Source organism: Escherichia sp. E2748, assembly GCF_005781125.1.
In the GTDB taxonomy this organism is placed as follows: Bacteria; Pseudomonadota; Gammaproteobacteria; order Enterobacterales; family Enterobacteriaceae; genus Escherichia.
This window is the reverse complement of sequence record NZ_VATP01000001.1, coordinates 97,027-118,809: the sequence shown is the minus strand read 5'-3', so window position 1 is coordinate 118,809 and position 21,783 is coordinate 97,027. Positions and strand designations below refer to the sequence as shown.

The following is a 21,783-nucleotide window of genomic DNA, read 5'->3' as shown; positions in this document are numbered from 1 at the left end:
GTCGAATATTACTGTTGTTCAGCGGCAATCATCTCTTCGATTTCTTTGATGATGCCCGCAGCGTTTTTAATTGCGTCCTGCAAAGTGATTTCATAAACGTCGCGTGATTCGAAACGCTCGTTATCTTCTGGTGTTACTGCCACGGAATGAATGATGATGGTCGCTTCGGCGATATCCTGCGCCGTCAGGCGGTTCTGGATGCCATCCGCACCCTGAGTTTCAATTTTCACTTCATAGCCGGCTTCCACCGCCGCTTCTTCCAGCGCCTGGGCGGCCATAAAGGTGTGAGCCAGCCCCATTGGGCAGGCACATAAGGCAATCAGTTTCTTACTCATCGTTATTTCCTCGTTCGTTTATAGTTGACGAATGAAATTATGAACGTGCAAAACAAATAGCCGTTACCAGACAAATAATGCATTTACTGGAGAATTAATCCCGTAGTGCGGAAGTGTGACGCAGGTCGGCCTTGTGAAGAGACACAAAGAAAAATTGAATTAACTGATTGATTTAAAAGATTATCGGGAGAGTCACCTCCCGATATGACAGGAAGGATTTACAGAATGTGGCCTAAGGTCTGGCGTAAATGTGCACCGGAACCGAGAAGCCCAGGGTTATCGTGCACAATTAAATAGACCGGAATATCATGAACATAATCTTTAAAGCGCCCTTTGTCTTCAAAAGCGGCACGGAAACCGGAGGCTTTGAAGAACTCAAGGAAACGCGGAACGATACCGCCCGCAATATAGACGCCGCCAAATGTTCCGAGATTGAGCGCCAGATTACCGCCAAAACGCCCCATAATGACGCAAAACAGTGACAACGCACGACGGCAATCGGTGCAACTGTCGGCCAGCGCGCGTTCGGTAATATCTTTTGGCTTGAGATTTTCCGGCAGGCGGTTGTCCGCTTTCACAATCGCGCGATACAAATTCACCAGTCCAGGGCCAGAGAGCACGCGTTCAGCCGAGACATGGCCAATTTCCGCGCGCAGTATTTCAAGGATAATGGCTTCTTCTTCACTGTTTGGCGCAAAATCAACGTGACCGCCTTCACCAGGCAGGCTTACCCAGCGTTTATCGACATGGACCAGATGTGCGACCCCAAGCCCTGTCCCGGCACCGTACACCGCGACAGGTTTACCTTCAACCGGTTCTGCGCCGCCAAACTGGATCAGATGCTCTTTTTTCAGCATCGGGATCGCCATCGAAACCGCCGTAAAATCGTTAATAATCTCCAGGTGGCTAAAACCGAGATTCTTTTTCATTTCGGCAATCGAAAACGCCCAGGTGTGGTTGGTCATTGCCACCCAGTCACCAGTAATTGGGCAAGCAATGGCGATGCAGCCATCTTTCACCTCGACTTTATTCTCTTCAAGATAAACGCGAATGACCGCTTCCAGGCTGGGATAATCAAGCCCTGAATAGGTTTTAGCCTGCGAGATTTCACCACTGGCAATATCACACAGAGCAAGACGTGCGTTAGTACCGCCCACATCACCGACTAATGCATACTTTGTCATTCTTCAACTGCTCCGCTAAAGTCAAAATACTTCTTTCTCACACTGTAAATACGTGGGGGCATAACAACAACGCCGAAAAGGCAGGCTCCCTGTAAATATCGATCTGGGTCACACATTTACTTTATCGTTTCAGCATCAATTGCAGCGATGTCTTTGTGCAAGCTGGGCAAACTAAATATCTGAACCCGCATAAAGGAATAGAACATGCTCCATCCGCGAGCCAGAACCATGTTGTTATTATCGCTCCCCGCTCTGGCAATTGGGATTGCGTCCAGTCTTATTCTGATTGTGGTGATGAAAATCGCCTCGGTATTACAGAATCTGCTCTGGCAACGACTGCCGGGAACTCTGGGGATAGCCCAGGATTCACCTTTCTGGATCATCGGTGTATTAACGCTAACGGGTATTGCGGTGGGGTTGGTCATCCGCTTCAGCCAGGGTCATGCCGGCCCAGACCCCGCCTGTGAACCGCTGATCGGCGCACCAGTCCCTCCCTCTGCGCTACCAGGACTGATCGTAGCATTAGTTCTCGGTCTTGCTGGCGGCGTCAGTCTTGGGCCGGAACATCCCATTATGACCGTCAATATCGCCCTCGCGGTGGCGATTGGCGCGCGTCTGTTACCACGAGTGAACCGGATGGAGTGGACTATTTTAGCCTCTGCGGGCACCATCGGCGCACTGTTTGGCACACCTGTTGCGGCGGCGTTGATATTTTCGCAAACCTTAAATGGCAGCCACGACGTTCCACTTTGGGATCGTCTCTTTACGCCGTTAATGGCAGCGGCGGCTGGTGCGCTAACCACCGGATTGTTTTTCCATCCTCATTTTTCGCTGCCCATTGCTCATTACGGACAGATGCAGTTAGCAGACATCATCAGTGGTGCAATTGTGACGGCGATCGCCATTGCGGCAGGTATGGTTGCAGTGTGGTGTTTCCCACGGGTGCACGCGATGATGCATCAGATTAAAAATCCGGTCCTCATGCTGGGGGTTGGCGGGTTTATTCTCGGTATTCTGGGTGTTATTGGTGGGCCTGTTTCGCTATTTAAAGGACTGGACGAGATGCAGCAGATGGTGACAAATCAGGCTTTCAGCACCAGCGATTACTTATTGCTGGCGGTAATCAAACTTGCCGCCCTGGTCATTGCCGCCGCCAGTGGGTTTCGCGGCGGGCGAATCTTCCCGGCGGTATTTGTCGGCGTAGCGTTAGGGTTGATGCTGCATGCGCACGTTCCCGCCGTTCCAGCGGCCATTACCGTCTCCTGCGCGATTCTCGGCCTCGTACTGGTGGTAACGCGCGATGGCTGGCTAAGTTTGTTTATGGCGGCGGTCGTTGTACCTGATTCCACATTGTTACCGCTACTGTGTATCGTCATGCTTCCGGCATGGTTATTACTGGCAGGTAAACCGATGATGATGGTGAATCGTCCAAAACAACAGCCACCCCACGATAACCTTTAGCAAAAAATGCTCTCCCTTATGATTTAAGAGTTATGGCGATGAAACGGGGCTTTACCTCCCCGTAATATTGCGTTAACAGGCCGCTGACGGCTTCGATCGTGAAGGAGAATAACAATGTTCAGGTCACTGTTTCTGGCGGCCGCCCTGATGGCATTTATCCCGCTTGCAGCAAACGCAGGTGAAATTACCTTGCTGCCATCAATTAAATTACAAATTGGCGATCGCGATAATTATGGTAACTACTGGGACGGTGGCCACTGGCGCGATCGTGACTACTGGCACCGTAATTATGAATGGCGTAAAAACCGCTGGTGGCGTCATGATAATGGCTATCACCGTGGTTGGGATAAGCGTAAAGCGTATGAGCGTGGCTATCGCGAAGGCTGGAGCGACCGTGATGATCATCGCGGAAAAGGCCGTGGACATGGGCATCGTCATTAAACACATTCGCTAATGGAGCACAATGCCTGATGCGACGCTTGCGCGTCTTATCAGGCCTACAAACCCACTTCATTTAACGCGTAGGGCGGATAAGGCGTTTTACGCCGCATCCGCCAGTGGTGCCTGATGCGACGCTCATTCAACTACAGCCCCAATGCCGTTCCCACCAACAACCAGATATTCAGCGTTACCACCAGCACCACAATCATCCAGCCGATTTGTTTAACCCATTTGCTATTCACCAGATCGCCCATCAACTTGCTGTCACTGGTGAAAATCAGCAGCGGCACCAGCGCCAGAGCAATACCAAAACTGAGCAGCACCTGACTCATAACCAGAATCCGTGTCGGATCTAATCCCATCAGAATGACAATAAATGACGGCAGCATGGTTACCGTACGGCGTACCCACAGCGGAATATGAAAGCGAATGAACCCCTGCATCACCACCTGCCCTGCCAACGTACCCACTACCGTTGACGAAAGCCCCGCCGCCACCAGACTTAAACCAAAAACCGTTGCCGCAGCATTGCTTAACAGCGGTTGCAGCGTAAGGTAAGCCTCATCAAGATCGGCAACACCAGTATGACCAGAAAAATGAAACGCTGCGGCAGCCGTTGCCATCATTGCCAGATTGACAAAGCCAGCGATGGTCATGGCAATCGCCACATCCCATTTAGTCGCAGAGTAACGTTGTTGGCGTGAACCACCGTGTAGATGCTGGGTAAGCGAAGAGTGAAGATAAATCACATGCGGCATAATCGTCGCCCCTAACACGCCAGCCGCCAGGAAGACCGCTTCCGAGGTCGGTAAACTCGGTATCGCCATACCTTTGCTCAACTGCACCAGATTCGGTTGGGAGAAAATCAGCTCAACAATGTAGGCCGCCGCGACAAACAACAGAAGCCCACCAATCACTTTCTCCAGCGGTTTTTGCCCGCGACGTTGCAGCATTAAAATCAGGAAAGTGGCGATACCTGTCAGCACCGCCCCCTGCAATAAAGAAACACCAAGAATGAGTTTGAAACCGATCGCCGCACCAATAAATTCCGCCAGATCGGTCGCCATCGCAATAATTTCCGCCTGGACCCAATAGAACCAGACTACCGGACGTGGGTAGTGGTCGCGAATTTGCTCCGCCAGATTTTTACCAGTGGCAATCCCGAGTTTGGCCGAGAGGATCTGAATCAGCATTGCCATCAGGTTGGCCCAGACGACCACCCACAGCAGTTGATAGCCGAAGCTGGCGCCCGCCTGAATATTGGTCGCAAAGTTACCGGGATCGATATAACCAATCGCCGCAATGAACGCAGGTCCCATTAATGCGAGCCTCATCTTGCGCGCCGCCCGTCCGCTGCTACTCTCAACGCGATAGTTCGTCATCTTGTGCCTCTAAAACATAGCCTTTGCTATGTTTCATGCTATGTCAAACGAGAATGATTATCAAATTCATTTAAATGGATTGTGGTGATTTCTCTGATAGACCAGGATTATGACTACGAAAAGATTGATGATTTGAATGTTATAATTATGTTTAATGTTAGCACATTTACATAACTTTCAGCTTCCATACACAACATAGCAAATATGTATGACAGGTCACTATTTTTGAAGCTTGTCACAGGACGTCATTATAGTGTGTGTCAGATCTCGTTTTCCTTACCCATGTTACATAGAATGTGCACGGAAATTTAACCTGCCTCATATTTGGAGCAAATATGGACCGCGTCCTTCATTTTGTACTGGCACTTGCCGTTGTTGCGATTCTCGCACTGCTGGTAAGCAGCGACCGCAAAAAAATTCGTATCCGTTATGTTATTCAACTGCTTGTTATCGAAGTGTTACTGGCGTGGTTCTTCCTGAACTCCGACGTTGGTCTGGGCTTCGTGAAAGGCTTCTCCGAAATGTTCGAAAAACTGCTCGGATTTGCCAACGAAGGGACTAACTTCGTCTTTGGTAGCATGAATGATCAAGGCCTGGCATTCTTCTTCCTGAAAGTGCTATGCCCAATCGTCTTTATCTCTGCGCTGATCGGTATTCTCCAGCACATTCGCGTATTGCCGGTGATTATCCGTGCAATTGGTTTCCTGCTCTCCAAAGTCAACGGCATGGGCAAACTGGAATCCTTTAACGCCGTCAGCTCCCTGATTCTGGGTCAGTCCGAGAACTTTATCGCCTATAAAGATATCCTCGGCAAAATCTCCCGTAATCGTATGTACACCATGGCAGCCACGGCGATGTCCACCGTTTCTATGTCCATCGTTGGTGCATACATGACGATGCTGGAACCGAAATACGTAGTTGCTGCGCTGGTACTGAACATGTTCAGCACCTTTATCGTGCTGTCGCTGATCAACCCTTACCGTGTTGATGCCAGCGAAGAAAACATTCAGATGTCCGACCTGCACGAAGGCCAGAGCTTCTTCGAAATGCTGGGCGAATACATTCTGGCAGGCTTCAAAGTGGCCATTATCGTTGCCGCAATGCTGATCGGCTTTATCGCCCTGATCGCTGCACTGAACGCTCTGTTTGCTACCGTGACTGGCTGGTTTGGCTACAGCATCTCCTTCCAGGGCATTCTGGGCTACATCTTCTATCCGATTGCATGGGTGATGGGTGTTCCTTCCAGTGAAGCACTGCAAGTAGGCAGCATCATGGCGACCAAACTGGTTTCCAACGAGTTCGTTGCGATGATGGATCTGCAGAAAATTGCGTCCACGCTCTCTCCGCGTGCTGAAGGTATCCTCTCTGTGTTCCTGGTATCCTTCGCTAACTTCTCTTCTATCGGGATTATCGCAGGTGCCGTTAAAGGCCTGAACGAAGAGCAAGGTAACGTGGTTTCTCGCTTCGGTCTGAAACTGGTTTACGGCTCTACGCTGGTGAGTGTGCTGTCTGCGTCAATCGCAGCACTGGTACTGTAAGCGAATCCATTAAAAAAGCCGGGGATAATTCCCCGGCTTCAGTTTGTTGACAACGTGCGCTTTGTTTATGCCGGATGTGGCGTGAACGCCCTACCCAGCCGACAAAACAACTCAAATTCAATAGATTGTGTTTCCATGTAGGCCTGATAAGCGCAGCGCATCAGGCAATTGTCCGTTTGCCATCAACCTCAAATGCCGGGGATAATTCCCCGGCATTTTTACGCCTGTTAATCAACTAATGGTTGCGGGCGACCAATTAAATACCCTTGCAGATATTGCACCCCGAGCTTATGCAATAGCGCCTGCTGCTGTTGCGTCTCGACAAACTCCGCGACCACACTCAATGACTTCGCTTTCGCCAGATCGGTAATTGATCTCACTATCATCGCATCCAGTGTATTAGTGACGATATCCTTAACGAAGACGCCATCAATCTTGATGATATCAGCCTGCAAACGTTTTAACCGTTCGTAGTTGGCATAGCCTGTGCCAAAGTCATCAATCGCAATACGGAAGCCAAACTTATGCAGTTGTTCGATATTGTACATACTGCTTTCTGCGTTAGAAAACGCCTGCTCCTCGGTGATCTCAATAATCACAGCCTCCGGGGAGACACGGTAACGTTTAAACAGACGAATAATTCGCCCGGCGATATTCTTTTGCAGCAGAGTGAGCGGCATTAAATTGACTGAAAAGCGCGGGCCTTTCTTGTCACAAGGGTGGGTTGCCAGCCACTTCAGCAGGGATTCCAGCACCTGTAAATCGAATCGCGCGCTAAGGTTAAACTGAGCAATAAGGGGCAGAAACTTATCCGGGGTCATAATGCCGCCGTCATACTTCAGTCGCGCGAGGATCTCATCATAACCTTCACCCTCTTTGTTGCGAATTGGCTGGGCGTAGAGAAGCAAATCACCCTGATCTAACGCCGTGCGAATGGTATTCAGCAATAGCACCTGTTTAGTGGTCTGCCCGGAAACCATCTCCTCTCTGCTGTCCAGCGCCAGCACATGATGATGTGCGCAGGATTGCTCCGCCAGCCAGCTTAACTGCCCCAGCATTGGCTGCAGAGTATCCTGATTACCGTCAAAACGTCCCCAGGCAGCACCATAGCCCATATCCAGCCCGGTATTGTTCCAGTGGATTTGCCGACTGTTGAGAATGTTAACCATATGCTGTAACCGCCCTTCCGTTTCCGGCCCGGTCAGTACCAACAGCAATTCGCTCCCCGGCAATTGATACAACTTTTCGTTTTCCTGCATCAACGGCAGCAATGTACGGTAAATTGAGCGAATACAATGAACGCGCATCATTAACCCGTAATGGCGACTCATAAACTCAAGATTATCAATGCGCAGACAGCAAAAACTCTTACCAGCCTCTTGCTCCTGCGATTGCTCCAGTGCGCGAAAGTTGGGTAATAGCGTTAACGGATCGGTCAGTGCCTGCAAATGCCAGCGACGGTTAAGCCATTCGCTACGATAATAAATGCGTACCATATAGAGCAGGCAAACGCTAAAGGAAATCAGCACTGCGAGAATAAATGCCAGCGAATATTCGGTTAGTACCCCTTGCAAAAAGTTCTGGTTGTAATTCAGAAGGCAAAGCGTTGAAACAGCCCAAGTGAGATTTAAAAACGGATAGCGAAGCTTACCGACACCGAGGGTAAAGATGATAAAGAAAACAGGTACCAGATAACCGGCAATAAAGTCATTTTCATACGGTGTGCACATCAGAAGTAGCAGCACGCTAAGAGCTGCCAGCCAGCTTAAGGTAAATGCGCGTTTCTCTTTGCTCAACGACGGAGCGATATCCCTACGCCACAATATCTGTGCAAAGTGGGGACTTACAATCATGCGGGTGAGATAGTAAAAAAGCATGTTGTAAATCAGCACTGCGGTGAAAAGGCTTAGCAAATCAACGACCGTGAAAATGGCATCCGCATCGCCGAAAAAGGTAGATATCTTTAGCGGGAAATCAAAGAAGCTCCCCACAAGATACATGCTGCATTTGATGCCGATCGGTGTCACCAAACCAAGCCAGAACAGACGTTGCCAGACATATCGGCTGGTCAATCCATAACGCCAACGCGTCCCCAGCTGCCAGCGTAATATTGCGCAGGCACACAACACGACAAACGTCTGGCTGCCGAGCATGACCGCGGTCTGTAAAAAAGAGAGATGAAAGTTCCACAGATTGGTGCAAAACATCCCGCATAAAACAGGAACGACACCGCGCCAGCCAAAGATAAACAAGATTGACAGCATTACGCACAGTGGCATCCACGCCAGGAAAATATAGCTGGAATGGATAACAGCAAGTGGCGAGATAAAACGGGATAGCTGAATAAGTACCACGGTGAGCGTAAACGCTAGTGCAAATATCTTGATATTTTTTATCAGGTTATGCTCCACAAACATGAGTACACTACTCTCACTGATCGGGGTTTTAAGGCACACAAATAATATGTTTATTCGCATCGCGAAGCAAACAGGGACCGACCTGTTGCCGATATTTCATCCAATGATGTTTCCAACAGGCAACACTAACCTGGAAGGTAGACTGTATTACAAAAGCGGCAAAAAGCAGAGACAAAAAACCCCCGCTTCGCAGCGAGGGTTTGAAATTTGGTGGAGCTAAGCGGGATCGAACCGCTGACCTCTTGCATGCCATGCAAGCGCTCTCCCAGCTGAGCTATAGCCCCACGAGTCGTTTACGTACCAAATTTGCTGGGTGCAAAATTTGGTGGAGCTATGCGGGATCGAACCGCAGACCTCCTGCGTGCAAAGCAGGCGCTCTCCCAGCTGAGCTATAGCCCCATCACGTAAAGCTTGTCGAGTTGACGGGCGGCATCATATGAATTCCACCCGAATGTGTCAACGGCAAATTGCAAGGCGTAGTTTCAATCGCTGAAAAATCAGGCAAATGAACTATTTTGGATAGTCGCTCGCATTCAGTAGTTATTCCTGTCACGGTTTCTTGTAAAGTGGTGTTATAAAATGAACCACTAATAGACCCGCAATCATTCAGGGAATTGTTATGTTCAAGGAGAGGATGACGCCAGATGAACTTGCCAGGCTGACCGGTTATAGCCGCCAGACCATTAATAAATGGGTACGCAAGCAAGGCTGGGCGACATCACCAAAACCAGGTGTCCAGGGTGGCAAGGCCCGGCTGATTCACGTCAATAAACAAGTTCGTGAATATATTCGTAATGCAGAACGTCCGGACGATCAAAGAGAGGCACCTGAACTGTCTGCCGATACGCCTCTTGAAGTGCTGCTGGTGACGCTGGCGAAAGAGATGACGCCTCTTGAACAAAAACAGTTTACATCCTTGCTTCTGCGGGAAGGGATTATCGGATTATTACAACGCTTAGGGATTCGCGACAGCAAATAATATGAAAAGATTACGTAATAAAATGACCACCGAAGAGCTGGCGGAATGCCAGGGTGTGGCTAAACAAACTGTTAACCGTTGGATCAGAGAAAAAGGCTGGAGAACGGAAAAATTTCCCGGCGTGAAAGGAGGTCGTGCCAGACTTATTCTGGTCGATTCGCAGGTTTGCGAGTTTATTCAGAACACGCCTGCGTTCCATAACACACCAATGTTGATGGAAGCTGAAGAGAGAATTGCCGAATACGCTCCTGGAGCACGCGCCCCGGCGTATCGACAAATTATCAACGCGATAGATAATATGACTGACATTGAGCAGGAAAAAGTCGCGCAATTTTTGTCACGTGAAGGAATTCGCAATTTCCTCGCCCGTCTCGATATTGACGAATCAGCATAAATAAAAAAACGGCAGGATATTATCTCCTGCCGTTTATCTTTTTATACGCTAATTACTGCTGATTTTCGCGTTCAGCAATAAAGGCCAGCGCTTTGTTGATACGCTCAATGCTACGTGTCTTACCGATCGCGTGAACGGTAACGTCCAGCGCCGGAGACTGCCCCGCACCGGTAACGGCGACACGCAGCGGCATCCCAACTTTACCCATGCCCACTTCCAGCTCATCCGCCGTTGCCTGAATTGCGTGGTGAACATTTTCCGCCGTCCAGTCAGTGATAGCAGACAGTTTATCGCGCACTACTTCCAGCGGCTGGCGCGCTACCGGACGCAGATGTTTTTTCGCGGCGTCGGCATCGAACTCAGCAAAATCTTCGTAGAAATAGCGGCAGCTTTGCGCCATCTCTTTGAGCGTTTTGCAGCGTTCGCCCAGCAGTTTCACCAGCTCAGCAAGCTGCGGGCCGTTACGGGTATCAATATTTTCCTGCTCGATGTGCCACTGTAAGTGAGTAGCTACATACTCCGGCGGCAGCGCGTTAATATAGTGATGGTTCAACCACAGCAGTTTGTCAGTGTTGAACGCACTGGCAGATTTGCTGACGGCATTCAGGGTGAAGTACTTGATCATCTCTTCACGGGTGAAGATTTCCTGATCGCCGTGGGACCAGCCCAAACGCACCAGATAGTTCAGCAGTGCTTCTGGCAGATAGCCGTCGTCGCGGTACTGCATTACGCTGACTGCACCGTGACGTTTGGACAATTTTTTACCATCATCACCGTTGATCATAGAAACGTGCGCGTAAACCGGTACGGGCGCTTTCAGTGCTTTCAGGATGTTGATCTGGCGCGGCGTGTTGTTGATATGGTCTTCACCACGGATGACGTGAGTGATTTCCATATCCCAGTCGTCAACCACCACACAGAAGTTATAGGTCGGAGAACCATCGGTACGGCGGATAATCAGATCATCCAGCTCCTGGTTGCTGAACTCGATCGGACCACGGATCTGATCGTCAAAAACAACGGAACCTTCCTGTGGGTTAGCAAAACGTACAACGCACGGTTCATCATCAGCGTGATGTTCATGGCTGTGGCGGCAACGGCCGTCATAACGCGGCTTCTCGCCTTTTGCCATCTGCTCTTCACGCAGCGCTTCGAGGCGCTCTTTAGAACAGTAGCATTTATAGGCAGTACCCTCTTCCAGCATCTGATCGATCACCGCGTTATAGCGATCGAAACGTTTGGTCTGGAAGTACGGGCCTTCATCCCACTCCAGACTCAGCCAGTTCATGCCATCCATAATGGCTTCGATAGCTTCCGGCGTGGAACGCTCAAGATCGGTGTCTTCAATACGCAGCACGAACTCACCGCCGTGGTTACGTGCAAAAAGCCAGGAGTAAAGAGCAGTACGCGCGCCGCCAACGTGCAGATAGCCTGTTGGGCTTGGCGCGAAGCGAGTTTTGATTTTCATGAAATGGCCTTACGTTTAGAAAGATGCCGACAACCGGCAAATCCTGGAAAAATTGAGTGGGCGATATTCTATCACTCCCGCCTGATTCCTCAATGTAGTTCGGGTTGCTACCTTACGCATTATTGTTTTCGTTGACAAATTGCGCAACACGGTCTGTTTTGCGATCACCCTGCTTAAATTTACGACGAACGAACAATTTCTTTAGAAAATGCGTTGACTCATTTCCAACTCTCCCTATAATGCGACTCCACACAGCGGGGGTGATTAGCTCAGCTGGGAGAGCACCTCCCTTACAAGGAGGGGGTCGGCGGTTCGATCCCGTCATCACCCACCAACTACTTTATGTAGTCTCCGCCGTGTAGCAAGAAATTGAGAAGTGGGTGATTAGCTCAGCTGGGAGAGCACCTCCCTTACAAGGAGGGGGTCGGCGGTTCGATCCCGTCATCACCCACCACTTTCTCGCCAGCTAAATTTCTTGTAAAAATGTGAAGTACCGAAGTGGGTGATTAGCTCAGCTGGGAGAGCACCTCCCTTACAAGGAGGGGGTCGGCGGTTCGATCCCGTCATCACCCACCACTTCGGGTCGTTAGCTCAGTTGGTAGAGCAGTTGACTTTTAATCAATTGGTCGCAGGTTCGAATCCTGCACGACCCACCAATGTAAAAAGGCGCCCTAAAGGCGCCTTTTTGCTATCTACGATATTCCTTCACGCGATCAAGGCATTAACCAACCTCTCCAGCGCAGGCGCCGCATGTTGCTGTTCATAGACAATATACAGATCTGCCGGAATACGTTCTTCCAGTGGACGAAATACCACACCGGGCCAACTCATCTGAGCATAACTATCTGCCATTAATGTCACGCCTAATCCCATACTGATCATCGCCAGCACAGTTTGCGGCTCTACGGCCTCCCGGACGATCATCGGTGAAAAACCTGCCTGCTGACAAACGCGCTGTAAAAACGCCCAGTCAGAATGGACGGAAGGCAGCGTTACAAAGTATTCATTGCGTAATGCGGTTAGCGGGATAGCATCTCGCGATGCCAGATGATGGTCTTGCGGAATAGCAACCAGAAAAGAGGATTCATGTAAGCGTAAGCTGGTAAACCCCGTGGTTGGTTCAATCGCCATCCGCCAGATACCCGCATCCAGTTCCCGCCGCTCCAGCAACGCCATTTGCATGCCTGGTGATTTTTCACGAAATGAGACATGAACATTGGGGCATTCTTTCAGAAAGCACCGCATCGCCGGACGCATTCGCCCCCACATTGCTGTTCCCACCACGCCCAGCTCAATCCGCCCTGCCTCACCGCGACCAATCTGCTCAACCCGTGCCATCGCCTGACTGGCATTCGCCAGTAACCGTCGTGATTCTTCCAGTAAAATTTTTCCCGCATGAGTGAGCGCCACACTGCGCGAATGACGAACGAACAGCAACGTGCCCAGTTGTTGTTCCAGATCTTTAATATGAATACTTAATGGCGGCTGCGACATATTGAGCCGCGCAGCCGCCCGCCCAAAGTGAAGTTCTTCTGCGACCGCAAGAAAATAGCGCAATAACTTGAGATCAATACGATGCGTACTTTCCATAATTATTGCGCTCCATAAGGTTTGGTAAGGCTCCAAATCTAGCACATTGCAATAAAGGTCAACCCCGTTTACATCAGTGAGCTAATGATTATTGTGCCATTTTTTCAGGTTCATGCTTATAACGGAAAAACAGGGCAAAGATCACTGCCTGGGCCAGCGCATACGCAGCAAATACCAACCAGATAGTTTGCCAATCTTTCACACCATCAACCGTGAAATAGTCAACCGCCATACCACTCAGAAGAGAGCCGATCCACGCCCCAACGCCGTTGACCATCGTCATAAATAAGCCCTGAGCGCTGGCGCGAATACTGGAATCCACTTCCTGTTCGACAAACACTGAACCTGAGATATTAAAAAAGTCGAACGCACAGCCATACACAATCATCGATAACAACAATAATACAAAGCCACCTGGCGATGGGTCGCCAAAGGCAAAGAAGCCAAAGCGTAATGTCCACGCGACCATACTCATCAACATGACGGTTTTTATGCCAAAACGCTTAAGGAAGAAGGGAATAGTAAGAATGAAGCCGACTTCCGCCATTTGCGAAACCGAGAGCAGGATGGAAGGATATTTCACCACGAAGCTATCCGCAAATTCAGGGTTACGGGCAAAATCATGCAGGAATGGATTACCAAAAACGTTAGTAATTTGTAGTACTGCACCTAATAACATGGCAAATAAAAAGAAAATCGCCATACGTGGATTTTTAAATAACACAAACGCATCCAGGCCTAATTTACTGGAAAGAGTAGTACTAGTTTTATGCTCCACCACTGGGATTTTCGGTAGCGTTAATGCATAGATCGCTAACACTAAAGAAGCGCCAGAAGCAATATATAGTTGCACACTACTTAACTCCAGATGCAATAAACTCACCAGCCACATGGCGACAATAAATCCCACAGTGCCATAAACACGGATTGGAGGAAAACAGGTTACCGGATCTAATCCGGCCTGGGCCAGACACGAATAAGAAACACTATTGGATAATGCAATAGTGGGCATGAACGCCATTGCGTTAAGCAACATTATCCAGAACATCATATTCGGTTCAGTCACGGTGGCAGCATAAAAAAGTACCCCGGCGCAAATAAAGTGGCACAGCATATAGGTACGTTCAGCTCGTAACCATTTATCCGCAATAATGCCCATAATGGCTGGCATAATAATAGCCGCAATGCCTTTAGAGCTGTATGCCATACCAACATCAGCCCCGGTAAAATGTAAGGTGTTTATCATGTAAGAGCCGAGGGTAACTAACCAACTCCCCCAGATAAAATATTGCAGAAAAGACATAATCTTTAAACGCGTTGCGATATTCATTTTTGGTTTCCTTATCGCAGTGAGATGGCCCCATCCGCGAGGCCATTTTTTATTGCTTTCAGGCGATTTTGCGTAAGAATCCGCAAATCAGATTGATAAAGTTTTGCCGGGATAATTCCGCTGCAGCCAGCGTTTGGGCATGTGACAATTTCACATCGCTTAAACCTTCCGCCATATTAGTTATTGCAGACACAGCAACGACTTTCATTTCGCTATGACGTGCGGTAATCACTTCAGGTACTACAGACATACCCACGACGTCACCGCCAATCATCTGCATCATGCGAATTTCTGCCGCCGTTTCGAAGTTAGGCCCTGGATAAGAAACAAAAACGCCCTCTGTGAGAGGAAAACCTTCTTCCTGCGCGACGGACTGCAAAACGGCCCGATAATCAGCATCATAAGCGTTCGCTAATGAGAAAAAGCGTTCGCCGAAGCGATCATCATTAAGGCCTGTCATCGGTGTGCCTGGCATCGTGTTGATGTGATCTTTCAGCGCAACCAAACTGCCCGCCCTCACTTCCGGGCGAAGCGAGCCTGCAGCATTAGTGCAGAACAACAACTCACAGCCCAGCAACTTGAACGTGCGAATCGCATCAGTCATGACTGTCATTCCGCGGCCCTCATAAAAATGGCCACGACCTTTCATGCAAGCTACAGGCACACCAGAGAGCATGCCGAGGACCAACTCTCCTGCGTGACCATGTACGGTGCTCACCGGAAATCCCGGCAAATCGCTATAAGAAATAGCGACCACGCCTTCAATCTGTTCAGCCAACGCACCCAGTCCCGAACCAAGAATAAACGCAACGCGTGGGGTAAAGTTTGGTTTGTGGCGACGAATGATATCTGCGCAATACCACGGGTTTTGTGAAAAATGAGATTGGGTCATGGAAAGTCCTTGTAATAAACATTATTCGTTAAATATGAGTCACTTCTTTTTATAGCGAGAAAAAGTCGTGAGTGACCAATACATTTACCAGAGATATTCAATATATTTTTTAAATCGATCATACCGTCCCCCGGCAGAGAGATATAACGACGGTATAATTTATTTTGGTAGTTAATTTAAAAAGTTGATTATCAGGCAATCACTCACCTGATAATCAAGAAGAATAAACTATTACATTTCTTTGTTGTCAATCAATGCTTCAAGCTCTGCAAATGAATGTGCCACCGTTGATGACCAGGTTATCATTAAATTTAGATAATCGGTCGTCAGTGCAGACTGATACTTTTGTTGCTTACTACAATAAATAATCGATTGCTGCCCTAATGCATAGGCAATGCCATTCATAATACCGGTGTCAACATTCGGCTCAAAGGTATCAGAATAAAAAATGACTTGTCTGGATTTTCTTAAATTATCAATATCAGTCGCAATATCATTCATGTTGTCACCAACGATAAATGTTTTACCCACACTAACGATCGCTTCTTTGATATTCTCCAGTAAGCCCTGAGATGGTTCTGTATACATAAAGTTAGGATCAAGATAATAATCATACTCAATGGGCAGTGGAGTAACGGGTATAGCTGGAGTAATCGTCGTGCCGAAGTCGGCAATTAAATTTTGCTGAAATATTTGCAATGCACGATTGATGATGTCTGTTGTTTGTTCACGATAGTTGCTGATACTGGCATCAGAATCTGACACTGATACAACTTTTGCTACATAATTTATCAGCTTACTTATAGGGTAAAACTCTGAAGAGTTACCTGCCGCCCATAAGAGAAAGTCGGTCGTAACCAGATGTACCGGCATTCCTGAAGCCCATGCATAGCCCACTTCCCACGCACAACCGGAATCATAAGTTCCGCCATCGAAATAACCGATAACCCCAACGCTGTTGTCTATATTCGCGACATCGTTAACAAAAATCTCCTCTTCACTGGAGGCACCGGCATCATCGCGATAAGGAAGAAAAGTATGGATCAGGGGCGGTAACAGACCATCGTCAATCCATTGATCGATGATGTCATTTAAATTTAAAGCATCTAATCGCCAGGGTGCGCAATAAACCCGACACTGGTTATACAATTGATTTGCCATAACATCCTCTTTTATGAATCCTATAAAATATCATTAATTTTTATAAATAGCGTATCAGGCGAAATGACCGGACGTCGTCGTGGCACCGTTGTGTTTATATTTAAACAACAGCATAAATGCGATAGCAAGAACCAGTGAATATCCGGCAAATACCAGCCAAATGGTTGACCATTGCGGGTTACCATCCGTTGTTAAATAATCGACGACTTTGCCACTAATAAAACCACCCAGAATACAACCAAAACCATTGGCCATCATCAGAAATACGCCCTGAGCACTATTACGGATCGAAGGATCAACTTCTTGTTCAACAAATACCGATCCAGATATATTGAAGAAGTCAAAGGCACAGCCATAAACGATCATCGAAAGAATTAACAGAATAGTACCGCCGAATGAAGGATCGCCATAAGCGAATAAACCAAAGCGCAGCATCCAGGCAATCATGCTCATCAGCATGACATTTTTAATACCATATTTTTTCAGAAAAAAGGGAATAGCAAGAATGAAACAAACTTCGGATATCTGAGAAATCGATAACAAAATAGAAGCATGGGTGACAACAAAACTATTGGCAAACTCTGGAACACTCTCGAAGCTGTGGAGGAAAGTATTTCCAAACATTCCGGTAATCTGTAATTCTGCCCCAAGCAGCATGGCAAAGATAAAGAAAATAGCCATTTTGCTATTTTTGAACAGTGCAAATGCACGCAGTCCGAGAACGTCTATTATTCCTTGTGCCTGGTTAGATTTAGCTACCGGTACAACAGGTAATGTCAACGTAAACAGACTTAACCCTAATGAAGCCGCCGCTCCGATATACAATTGCATATGACTTAATTCAAAACCCGCCAGACTTACTGCCCACATCGCAACAATAAATCCGATCGTTCCCCAGATGCGTATTGGTGGAAACTCAGTCACAATATCCATACCCGCATTTTGTATACGGTAATAGGAAATCGTATTACTCAAGCCAAGCGTTGGCATATAAACGAGAGAGTTAAGTAAAATGACAATGAACATTGCCGAAGGTGTTGTAACAGATGCCGCGATAAATAATGTTACCGCGCCAAAAAAGTGACAGGCGGCATAAATCCATTTAGCGCTAATCCATTTATCTGCCACAATGCCAAATAGTGTTGACGTTATCACCGCTGCAATACCCAATGTACTGTAGACTGCACCAATATCTTCTCCTTTGAAGCGCAGCGTAATAAACATATAAGAACCAAATGTGTTTAGCCAACTTCCCCACAAAAAGAATTGCAGAAATGAAAGAATTTTTAACTGTAGTTTTAGATTCACCGTCGTCCCCTTTGATTTGACCCTCCCCTTTAAATATCCTGAAACACATCAAATTTACCAATATCTTTTATTGCAATGATCAATTGCGATTTGATATCGATTCTGAAAACATTAAGAAAACCACCCTGTTATTGCGTAATAATTCTGAGTTTTTAGATAAACCACTAACCTAGTAAACAGCAACACTAAACAATCACATCAAAAATATATGAGACAATCACATTCATGATGTTTATTGTTTGCGAGAAATATATGATAAAAAGGTAACTCCTGTTATTAAACCTGAGTCTACCCTCATAATTTTACCGCACCGTTAATAATAAAGTGAGTGAAACGTTCTCTCCGTGTAACATTCTTTATTCAATAAAATACCCGTTCTAAAACCAGCGCTGACCACGCTAAAACTGCTATGTACATCAGCAGTAATAACCTTCTGTGATTTTTTCGGCTGTCACATAGTTTCCTCAGTTAACAGCCCCTATTTGTCAACCAAGCGAAGCTCCCCCTGACTTCCCATTACCACGCACAAATTGATAAGCAATTCAGTTTTATTTATCAATCAGAACAACGCACAATGAAAGCATCGGTCATCTGGAGTCTTTATGAAACTTTTTCGTATCCTCGATCCTTTCACTTTAACCCTGATCACGGTGGTATTGCTGGCTTCTTTCTTTCCGGCCAGCGGCGGTTTTGTCCCCTTCTTTGAAAATCTGACCACGGCAGCTATTGCCCTGTTGTTCTTTATGCACGGTGCGAAGCTGTCGCGTGAGGCGATAATTGCTGGCGGTAGTCACTGGCGATTGCATTTGTGGGTAATGTGCAGCACCTTCGTACTGTTTCCGATTCTGGGCGTACTGTTTGCCTGGTGGAAACCGGTAAATGTCGATCCGATGCTCTATTCCGGTTTTCTCTATTTGTGCATTCTCCCGGCTACCGTGCAGTCTGCAATCGCCTTTACTTCAATGGCGGGCGGTAATGTCGCGGCGGCGGTTTGTTCTGCGTCGGCATCCAGCCTGCTGGGGATTTTCCTTTCGCCGTTGCTGGTCGGTCTGGTAATGAATATCCACGGAGCAGAAGGCAGTCTGGAACAGGTCGGTAAGATTATGTTGCAACTACTGCTGCCGTTCGTGCTGGGACATCTTTCTCGCCCGTGGATTGGTAACTGGGTAGCACGCAATAAAAAGTGGATAGCAAAAACCGACCAGACATCCATTCTTTTGGTCGTTTATACGGCATTCAGCGAAGCCGTCGTTAACGGCATCTGGCACAAAGTCGGTTGGGGTTCGCTGCTGTTTATTGTGGTAGTTAGCTGCGTATTGCTGGCTATTGTGATTGTGATTAACGTCTTTATGGCGCGTCGACTGGGTTTCAATAAGGCGGATGAAATCACTATCGTCTTCTGTGGCTCGAAAAAGAGTCTGGCGAATGGTATTCCGATGGCGAACATTCTGTTCCCCACATCGGTGATCGGTATGATGGTACTGCCGTTAATGATTTTCCATCAGATCCAACTGATGGTCTGCGCGGTGCTGGCGCGTCGTTATAAGCGCCAGACCGAGCAACTACAGGCGCAGCAGGAAAGCAGCGCCGGAAAAGTTTAAAGCGGACGTTTCAGGGGCTGGACCAGTTGCGCCAGCCCCTCGGTTTTAATCAGCAACGTGATTTGCATTAACTCACCGAGTTTGCCTGCCGGAAACTCATCTTTGCGGGCAAACCACAGCAGATACTCTTCCGGCAGGTCGATTAAGCGACGCCCTTTGTACTTGCCAAACGGCATCACCGTATTGGCAATTTCAATCAGCTGCTCTTTCTCCACCTCAGCTCCCCAGCAAACGCAGCATTTCAGCTTCGTCGATGACTTCAATACCCAGTTCCTGCGCTTTCGCCAGTTTAGAACCTGCAGCTTCTCCGGCAATCACCAGATCGGTTTTCTTCGACACGCTGCCCGCCACTTTCGCGCCCAGTTCGATCAAGCGAACTTTAGCGTCATCACGCGACATCTGACTTAAGCTACCGGTGAGCACCACGGTTTTACCGGCAAACGGGCTGTCGATCTCTTCCGCGTTAATCACCACCGGCGCAGGCCAGTGAACGCCTTCAGACAACAGTTCACTAATGACATTGCGGTTACTTTCTTCGGCAAAGAAGTTGTGAACATGAGATGCCACCACGATCCCGACGTCTGGCACTTTTTGCAGCTCTTCAATCGAGGCTGATTCCAGCGCTTCCAGCGTGCCAAAATATGCCGCCAGACCGGCTGCGGTAGCCTCACCGACTTCACGGATGCCAAGGGCATAGAGGAAGCGGGCAAAGGTGGTTTCTTTCGCTTTTTCCAGCGCGTTAACCACATTTTGTGCCGATTTCGGCCCCATTCGCTCCAGTCCGGTAAGTTTGCCTGCGGTGAGTTTGAACAGGTCCGCCGGAGTGTGAACGTATTCTTTTTCAACCAGCTGGTCGATAATTTTGTCACCCATGCCATCAACGTCCATCGCACGACGGGAAACAAAGTGTTTCAGCGATTCTTTACGTTGAGCACCGCAAATCAGGCCACCAGTACAGCGGGCCACCGCTTCGCCTTCCACACGTTCCACGTCAGAACCACATACCGGACAATGCGTCGGGAATACAACCTCACGGGTATCTTCCGGGCGTTCAGAAAGCACGACGTTAACCACTTGTGGGATCACGTCACCTGCGCGGCGAATCACCACTTTATCGCCAATGCGTAAACCGAGACGTTCAATTTCGTCGGCATTATGCAGTGTGGCGTTGCTCACCAGCACGCCTGCAACATGGACAGGTTCCAGACGCGCAACGGGCGTAATCGCTCCTGTACGCCCAACCTGAAACTCTACATCGCGCACAAAAGTCATTTGTTCCTGCGCAGGGAATTTAAACGCAACAGCCCAGCGCGGGGCGCGGGAAACAAAGCCAAGTTGCTCCTGCTGCGCCAGCGAGTTGACCTTAATGACTACACCGTCAATATCAAAGCCCAGCGTCGGGCGGTCTTCTTCCACTTTGTGGTAAAACGCCAACACGTCTTCTGCTGATTCGCAAAGCGTTACCCGATCGCTGACTGGTAATCCCCACGCTTTAAACTGCATTAAGCGGCCCAGATGAGTGTCCGGCAACTCGCCACCTTCCAGTACGCCAACGCCATAGCAGAAGAAAGTAAGCGGTCGCTTCGCAGTAATACGCGGATCAAGCTGGCGCAGAGAACCTGCCGCCGCATTACGTGGGTTAGCAAACACTTTCCCGCCCGTGCGTCGCGCCTCTTCGTTAATCTTCTCAAAACCCGCCTGCGGCAGGAACACTTCACCACGCACTTCCAGACGTGCTGGAATATTCTCACCATGCAGTTTCAGCGGAATGGCGCGAATGGTACGAACGTTAGACGTGATGTCTTCCCCTGTAGTGCCATCGCCACGGGTCGCCGCGCTTACCAGTACACCATTCTCATACAGAATGCTGACGGCAAGCCCATCGAGCTTTAACTCGCAGCACCAGGTCACTTTTTCGTTGCTTTTCAGACGATCCTGTACGCGTTTGTTGAAGGCGAGAAAACTCTCTTCATCAAATACGTTATCCAGCGACAGCATTGGTACTTCATGACGGATCTGGCTAAAGGCTGCCAGCGGCGCAGCACCTACACGTTGGGTAGGTGAATCAGGGGTAATCAGCTCTGGATGTTTGGCTTCCAGCTCACGTAACTCGCGCATCAGCCTGTCGTATTCAGCGTCGGGAATTTCCGGCGCATCCATCACATGATAAAGATATTCATGGTGGCGAAGCGTCGTTCGCAGTTCTGTCAGTTGTTGTTCGATTGATTCCATATCGCACCATCAATGCTAAAAACCCCCGACAAGCGGGGGTTCGAAAAGAAGTTGATTTGCCCTAAGTGTA

The 21,783-nt window shown here is 48.4% G+C and carries 18 protein-coding genes and 6 tRNA genes; 10 read left to right on the top strand and 14 right to left on the bottom strand.

All coding sequences use genetic code 11. From position 1 onward, the window contains the following. Positions 1-8: 8 nt before the first annotated feature. Positions 9-335, bottom strand: coding sequence for a PTS fructose transporter subunit IIB (locus FEK42_RS00565; RefSeq protein WP_000038455.1), 327 nt, complete (start codon positions 333-335; stop codon positions 9-11). A gap of 218 nt (positions 336-553) precedes the next feature. After that, positions 554-1,519 (bottom strand): glucokinase, encoded by a 966-nt coding sequence (glk, locus tag FEK42_RS00560; RefSeq protein WP_130207348.1) that lies wholly within the window; start codon positions 1,517-1,519, stop codon positions 554-556. Between the two features lie 204 nt (positions 1,520-1,723). On the opposite strand from glk, the gene FEK42_RS00555 reads away from it, so the two are divergent. Both FEK42_RS00555 and ypeC read left to right on the top strand, forming a co-directional pair. Continuing rightward, positions 1,724-2,980: an ion channel protein gene (locus FEK42_RS00555; protein WP_135492866.1), complete on the top strand. Its 1,257-nt coding sequence runs from the start codon at positions 1,724-1,726 to the stop codon at positions 2,978-2,980. 114 nt (positions 2,981-3,094) lie between these two features. Continuing rightward, positions 3,095-3,421: a DUF2502 domain-containing protein YpeC gene (ypeC, locus tag FEK42_RS00550; RefSeq protein ID WP_130207352.1), complete on the top strand. Its 327-nt coding sequence runs from the start codon at positions 3,095-3,097 to the stop codon at positions 3,419-3,421. Between the two features lie 143 nt (positions 3,422-3,564). Here ypeC and FEK42_RS00545 read toward each other — a convergent pair whose 3' ends face one another. Further along, entirely contained in the window at positions 3,565-4,803 is a 1,239-nt protein-coding gene (locus FEK42_RS00545; RefSeq protein WP_130216878.1) for an Nramp family divalent metal transporter, read from the bottom strand. Between the two features lie 335 nt (positions 4,804-5,138). Here FEK42_RS00545 and nupC point away from each other — a divergent pair, with 335 nt between their 5' ends. Then, a complete protein-coding gene (gene nupC, locus FEK42_RS00540; protein WP_064526382.1) occupies positions 5,139-6,341 on the top strand; it encodes a nucleoside permease NupC in 1,203 nt (400 codons plus the stop codon). 227 nt (positions 6,342-6,568) lie between these two features. Here the strand turns inward: nupC and FEK42_RS00535 are convergent, their stop codons facing one another. The 3 genes from FEK42_RS00535 to FEK42_RS00520 all read right to left on the bottom strand — a co-directional run bounded on the left by FEK42_RS00535 (position 6,569) and on the right by FEK42_RS00520 (position 9,157). Beyond that, complete coding sequence (locus FEK42_RS00535; protein ID WP_130207356.1) at positions 6,569-8,758, bottom strand: sensor domain-containing phosphodiesterase; 2,190 nt, start codon at positions 8,756-8,758, stop codon at positions 6,569-6,571. Between the two features lie 208 nt (positions 8,759-8,966). After that, positions 8,967-9,042, bottom strand: a tRNA-Ala gene (locus FEK42_RS00525). A gap of 39 nt (positions 9,043-9,081) precedes the next feature. Then, positions 9,082-9,157 (bottom strand) — tRNA-Ala (locus tag FEK42_RS00520). Positions 9,158-9,377: 220 nt separating this feature from the next. Between FEK42_RS00520 and FEK42_RS00515 the strand changes: the two genes are divergently transcribed. Together FEK42_RS00515 and FEK42_RS00510 are read left to right on the top strand one after the other, a co-directional pair. Then, positions 9,378-9,737: a YfeC-like transcriptional regulator gene (locus tag FEK42_RS00515; protein WP_135492867.1), complete on the top strand. Its 360-nt coding sequence runs from the start codon at positions 9,378-9,380 to the stop codon at positions 9,735-9,737. A 1-nt stretch (position 9,738) separates the two neighbouring features. Next, complete coding sequence (locus tag FEK42_RS00510; protein ID WP_135492868.1) at positions 9,739-10,131, top strand: YfeC-like transcriptional regulator; 393 nt, start codon at positions 9,739-9,741, stop codon at positions 10,129-10,131. 52 nt (positions 10,132-10,183) lie between these two features. On the opposite strand, the gene gltX is transcribed toward FEK42_RS00510, so the two are convergent. Then, positions 10,184-11,599, bottom strand: a complete 1,416-nt coding sequence (gltX, locus tag FEK42_RS00505; protein WP_130207364.1) for a glutamate--tRNA ligase — start codon at positions 11,597-11,599, stop codon at positions 10,184-10,186. A 258-nt stretch (positions 11,600-11,857) separates the two neighbouring features. Here gltX and FEK42_RS00500 point away from each other — a divergent pair. The 4 genes from FEK42_RS00500 to FEK42_RS00485 all read left to right on the top strand — a co-directional run bounded on the left by FEK42_RS00500 (position 11,858) and on the right by FEK42_RS00485 (position 12,255). Further along, a tRNA-Val gene (locus FEK42_RS00500) sits at positions 11,858-11,933 on the top strand. A 44-nt stretch (positions 11,934-11,977) separates the two neighbouring features. Further along, positions 11,978-12,053, top strand: a tRNA-Val gene (locus FEK42_RS00495). 46 nt (positions 12,054-12,099) lie between these two features. Beyond that, positions 12,100-12,175: transfer RNA gene (locus FEK42_RS00490), tRNA-Val, on the top strand. 4 nt (positions 12,176-12,179) lie between these two features. After that, positions 12,180-12,255: transfer RNA gene (locus tag FEK42_RS00485), tRNA-Lys, on the top strand. Between the two features lie 49 nt (positions 12,256-12,304). Here the strand turns inward: FEK42_RS00485 and FEK42_RS00480 are convergent. The 5 genes from FEK42_RS00480 to FEK42_RS00460 all read right to left on the bottom strand — a co-directional run bounded on the left by FEK42_RS00480 (position 12,305) and on the right by FEK42_RS00460 (position 17,880). Next, entirely contained in the window at positions 12,305-13,189 is an 885-nt protein-coding gene (locus FEK42_RS00480; protein WP_130260680.1) for a LysR family transcriptional regulator, read from the bottom strand. 88 nt (positions 13,190-13,277) lie between these two features. After that, on the bottom strand, positions 13,278-14,519 hold the full coding sequence (locus FEK42_RS00475; protein ID WP_135492869.1) for a nucleoside permease: 1,242 nt from the start codon (positions 14,517-14,519) through the stop codon (positions 13,278-13,280). Between the two features lie 58 nt (positions 14,520-14,577). Next, positions 14,578-15,411, bottom strand: a complete 834-nt coding sequence (xapA, locus tag FEK42_RS00470; protein WP_138211698.1) for a xanthosine phosphorylase — start codon at positions 15,409-15,411, stop codon at positions 14,578-14,580. A 231-nt stretch (positions 15,412-15,642) separates the two neighbouring features. Next, the gene (locus FEK42_RS00465; protein WP_135492870.1) at positions 15,643-16,572 is read right to left on the bottom strand and encodes a nucleoside 2-deoxyribosyltransferase; all 930 of its coding nucleotides are present in this window, start codon (positions 16,570-16,572) and stop codon (positions 15,643-15,645) included. Between the two features lie 54 nt (positions 16,573-16,626). Beyond that, positions 16,627-17,880, bottom strand: coding sequence for a nucleoside permease (locus tag FEK42_RS00460; RefSeq protein WP_135492871.1), 1,254 nt, complete (start codon positions 17,878-17,880; stop codon positions 16,627-16,629). A gap of 602 nt (positions 17,881-18,482) precedes the next feature. Here FEK42_RS00460 and FEK42_RS00455 point away from each other — a divergent pair. Beyond that, on the top strand, positions 18,483-19,481 hold the full coding sequence (locus FEK42_RS00455; protein WP_135410231.1) for a bile acid:sodium symporter family protein: 999 nt from the start codon (positions 18,483-18,485) through the stop codon (positions 19,479-19,481). Here FEK42_RS00455 and FEK42_RS00450 read toward each other — a convergent pair. Both FEK42_RS00450 and ligA read right to left on the bottom strand, forming a co-directional pair. Continuing rightward, positions 19,478-19,696 (bottom strand): DUF3820 family protein, encoded by a 219-nt coding sequence (locus FEK42_RS00450; protein ID WP_130260674.1) that lies wholly within the window; start codon positions 19,694-19,696, stop codon positions 19,478-19,480. The genes FEK42_RS00455 and FEK42_RS00450 overlap by 4 nt on opposite strands. A 1-nt stretch (position 19,697) precedes the next feature. Then, a complete protein-coding gene (gene ligA, locus FEK42_RS00445; protein ID WP_130260673.1) occupies positions 19,698-21,713 on the bottom strand; it encodes an NAD-dependent DNA ligase LigA in 2,016 nt (671 codons plus the stop codon). Between the last annotated feature and the right edge of the window lie 70 nt (positions 21,714-21,783).

Coding starts and splice junctions, on each gene's coding strand:
- FEK42_RS00480 (WP_130260680.1), bottom strand. CDS start 13,189: ATGGAAAGTACGCATCGTATTGATCTCAAGTTATTGCGCTATTTTCTT.
- gltX (WP_130207364.1), bottom strand. CDS start 11,599: ATGAAAATCAAAACTCGCTTCGCGCCAAGCCCAACAGGCTATCTGCAC.
- FEK42_RS00545 (WP_130216878.1), bottom strand. CDS start 4,803: ATGACGAACTATCGCGTTGAGAGTAGCAGCGGACGGGCGGCGCGCAAG.
- FEK42_RS00510 (WP_135492868.1), top strand. CDS start 9,739: ATGAAAAGATTACGTAATAAAATGACCACCGAAGAGCTGGCGGAATGC.
- FEK42_RS00465 (WP_135492870.1), bottom strand. CDS start 16,572: ATGGCAAATCAATTGTATAACCAGTGTCGGGTTTATTGCGCACCCTGG.
- ligA (WP_130260673.1), bottom strand. CDS start 21,713: ATGGAATCAATCGAACAACAACTGACAGAACTGCGAACGACGCTTCGC.
- FEK42_RS00555 (WP_135492866.1), top strand. CDS start 1,724: ATGCTCCATCCGCGAGCCAGAACCATGTTGTTATTATCGCTCCCCGCT.
- ypeC (WP_130207352.1), top strand. CDS start 3,095: ATGTTCAGGTCACTGTTTCTGGCGGCCGCCCTGATGGCATTTATCCCG.
- FEK42_RS00455 (WP_135410231.1), top strand. CDS start 18,483: ATGAAACTTTTTCGTATCCTCGATCCTTTCACTTTAACCCTGATCACG.
- FEK42_RS00515 (WP_135492867.1), top strand. CDS start 9,378: ATGTTCAAGGAGAGGATGACGCCAGATGAACTTGCCAGGCTGACCGGT.
- FEK42_RS00535 (WP_130207356.1), bottom strand. CDS start 8,758: ATGTTTGTGGAGCATAACCTGATAAAAAATATCAAGATATTTGCACTA.
- glk (WP_130207348.1), bottom strand. CDS start 1,519: ATGACAAAGTATGCATTAGTCGGTGATGTGGGCGGTACTAACGCACGT.
- nupC (WP_064526382.1), top strand. CDS start 5,139: ATGGACCGCGTCCTTCATTTTGTACTGGCACTTGCCGTTGTTGCGATT.
- FEK42_RS00475 (WP_135492869.1), bottom strand. CDS start 14,519: ATGAATATCGCAACGCGTTTAAAGATTATGTCTTTTCTGCAATATTTT.
- xapA (WP_138211698.1), bottom strand. CDS start 15,411: ATGACCCAATCTCATTTTTCACAAAACCCGTGGTATTGCGCAGATATC.
- FEK42_RS00565 (WP_000038455.1), bottom strand. CDS start 335: ATGAGTAAGAAACTGATTGCCTTATGTGCCTGCCCAATGGGGCTGGCT.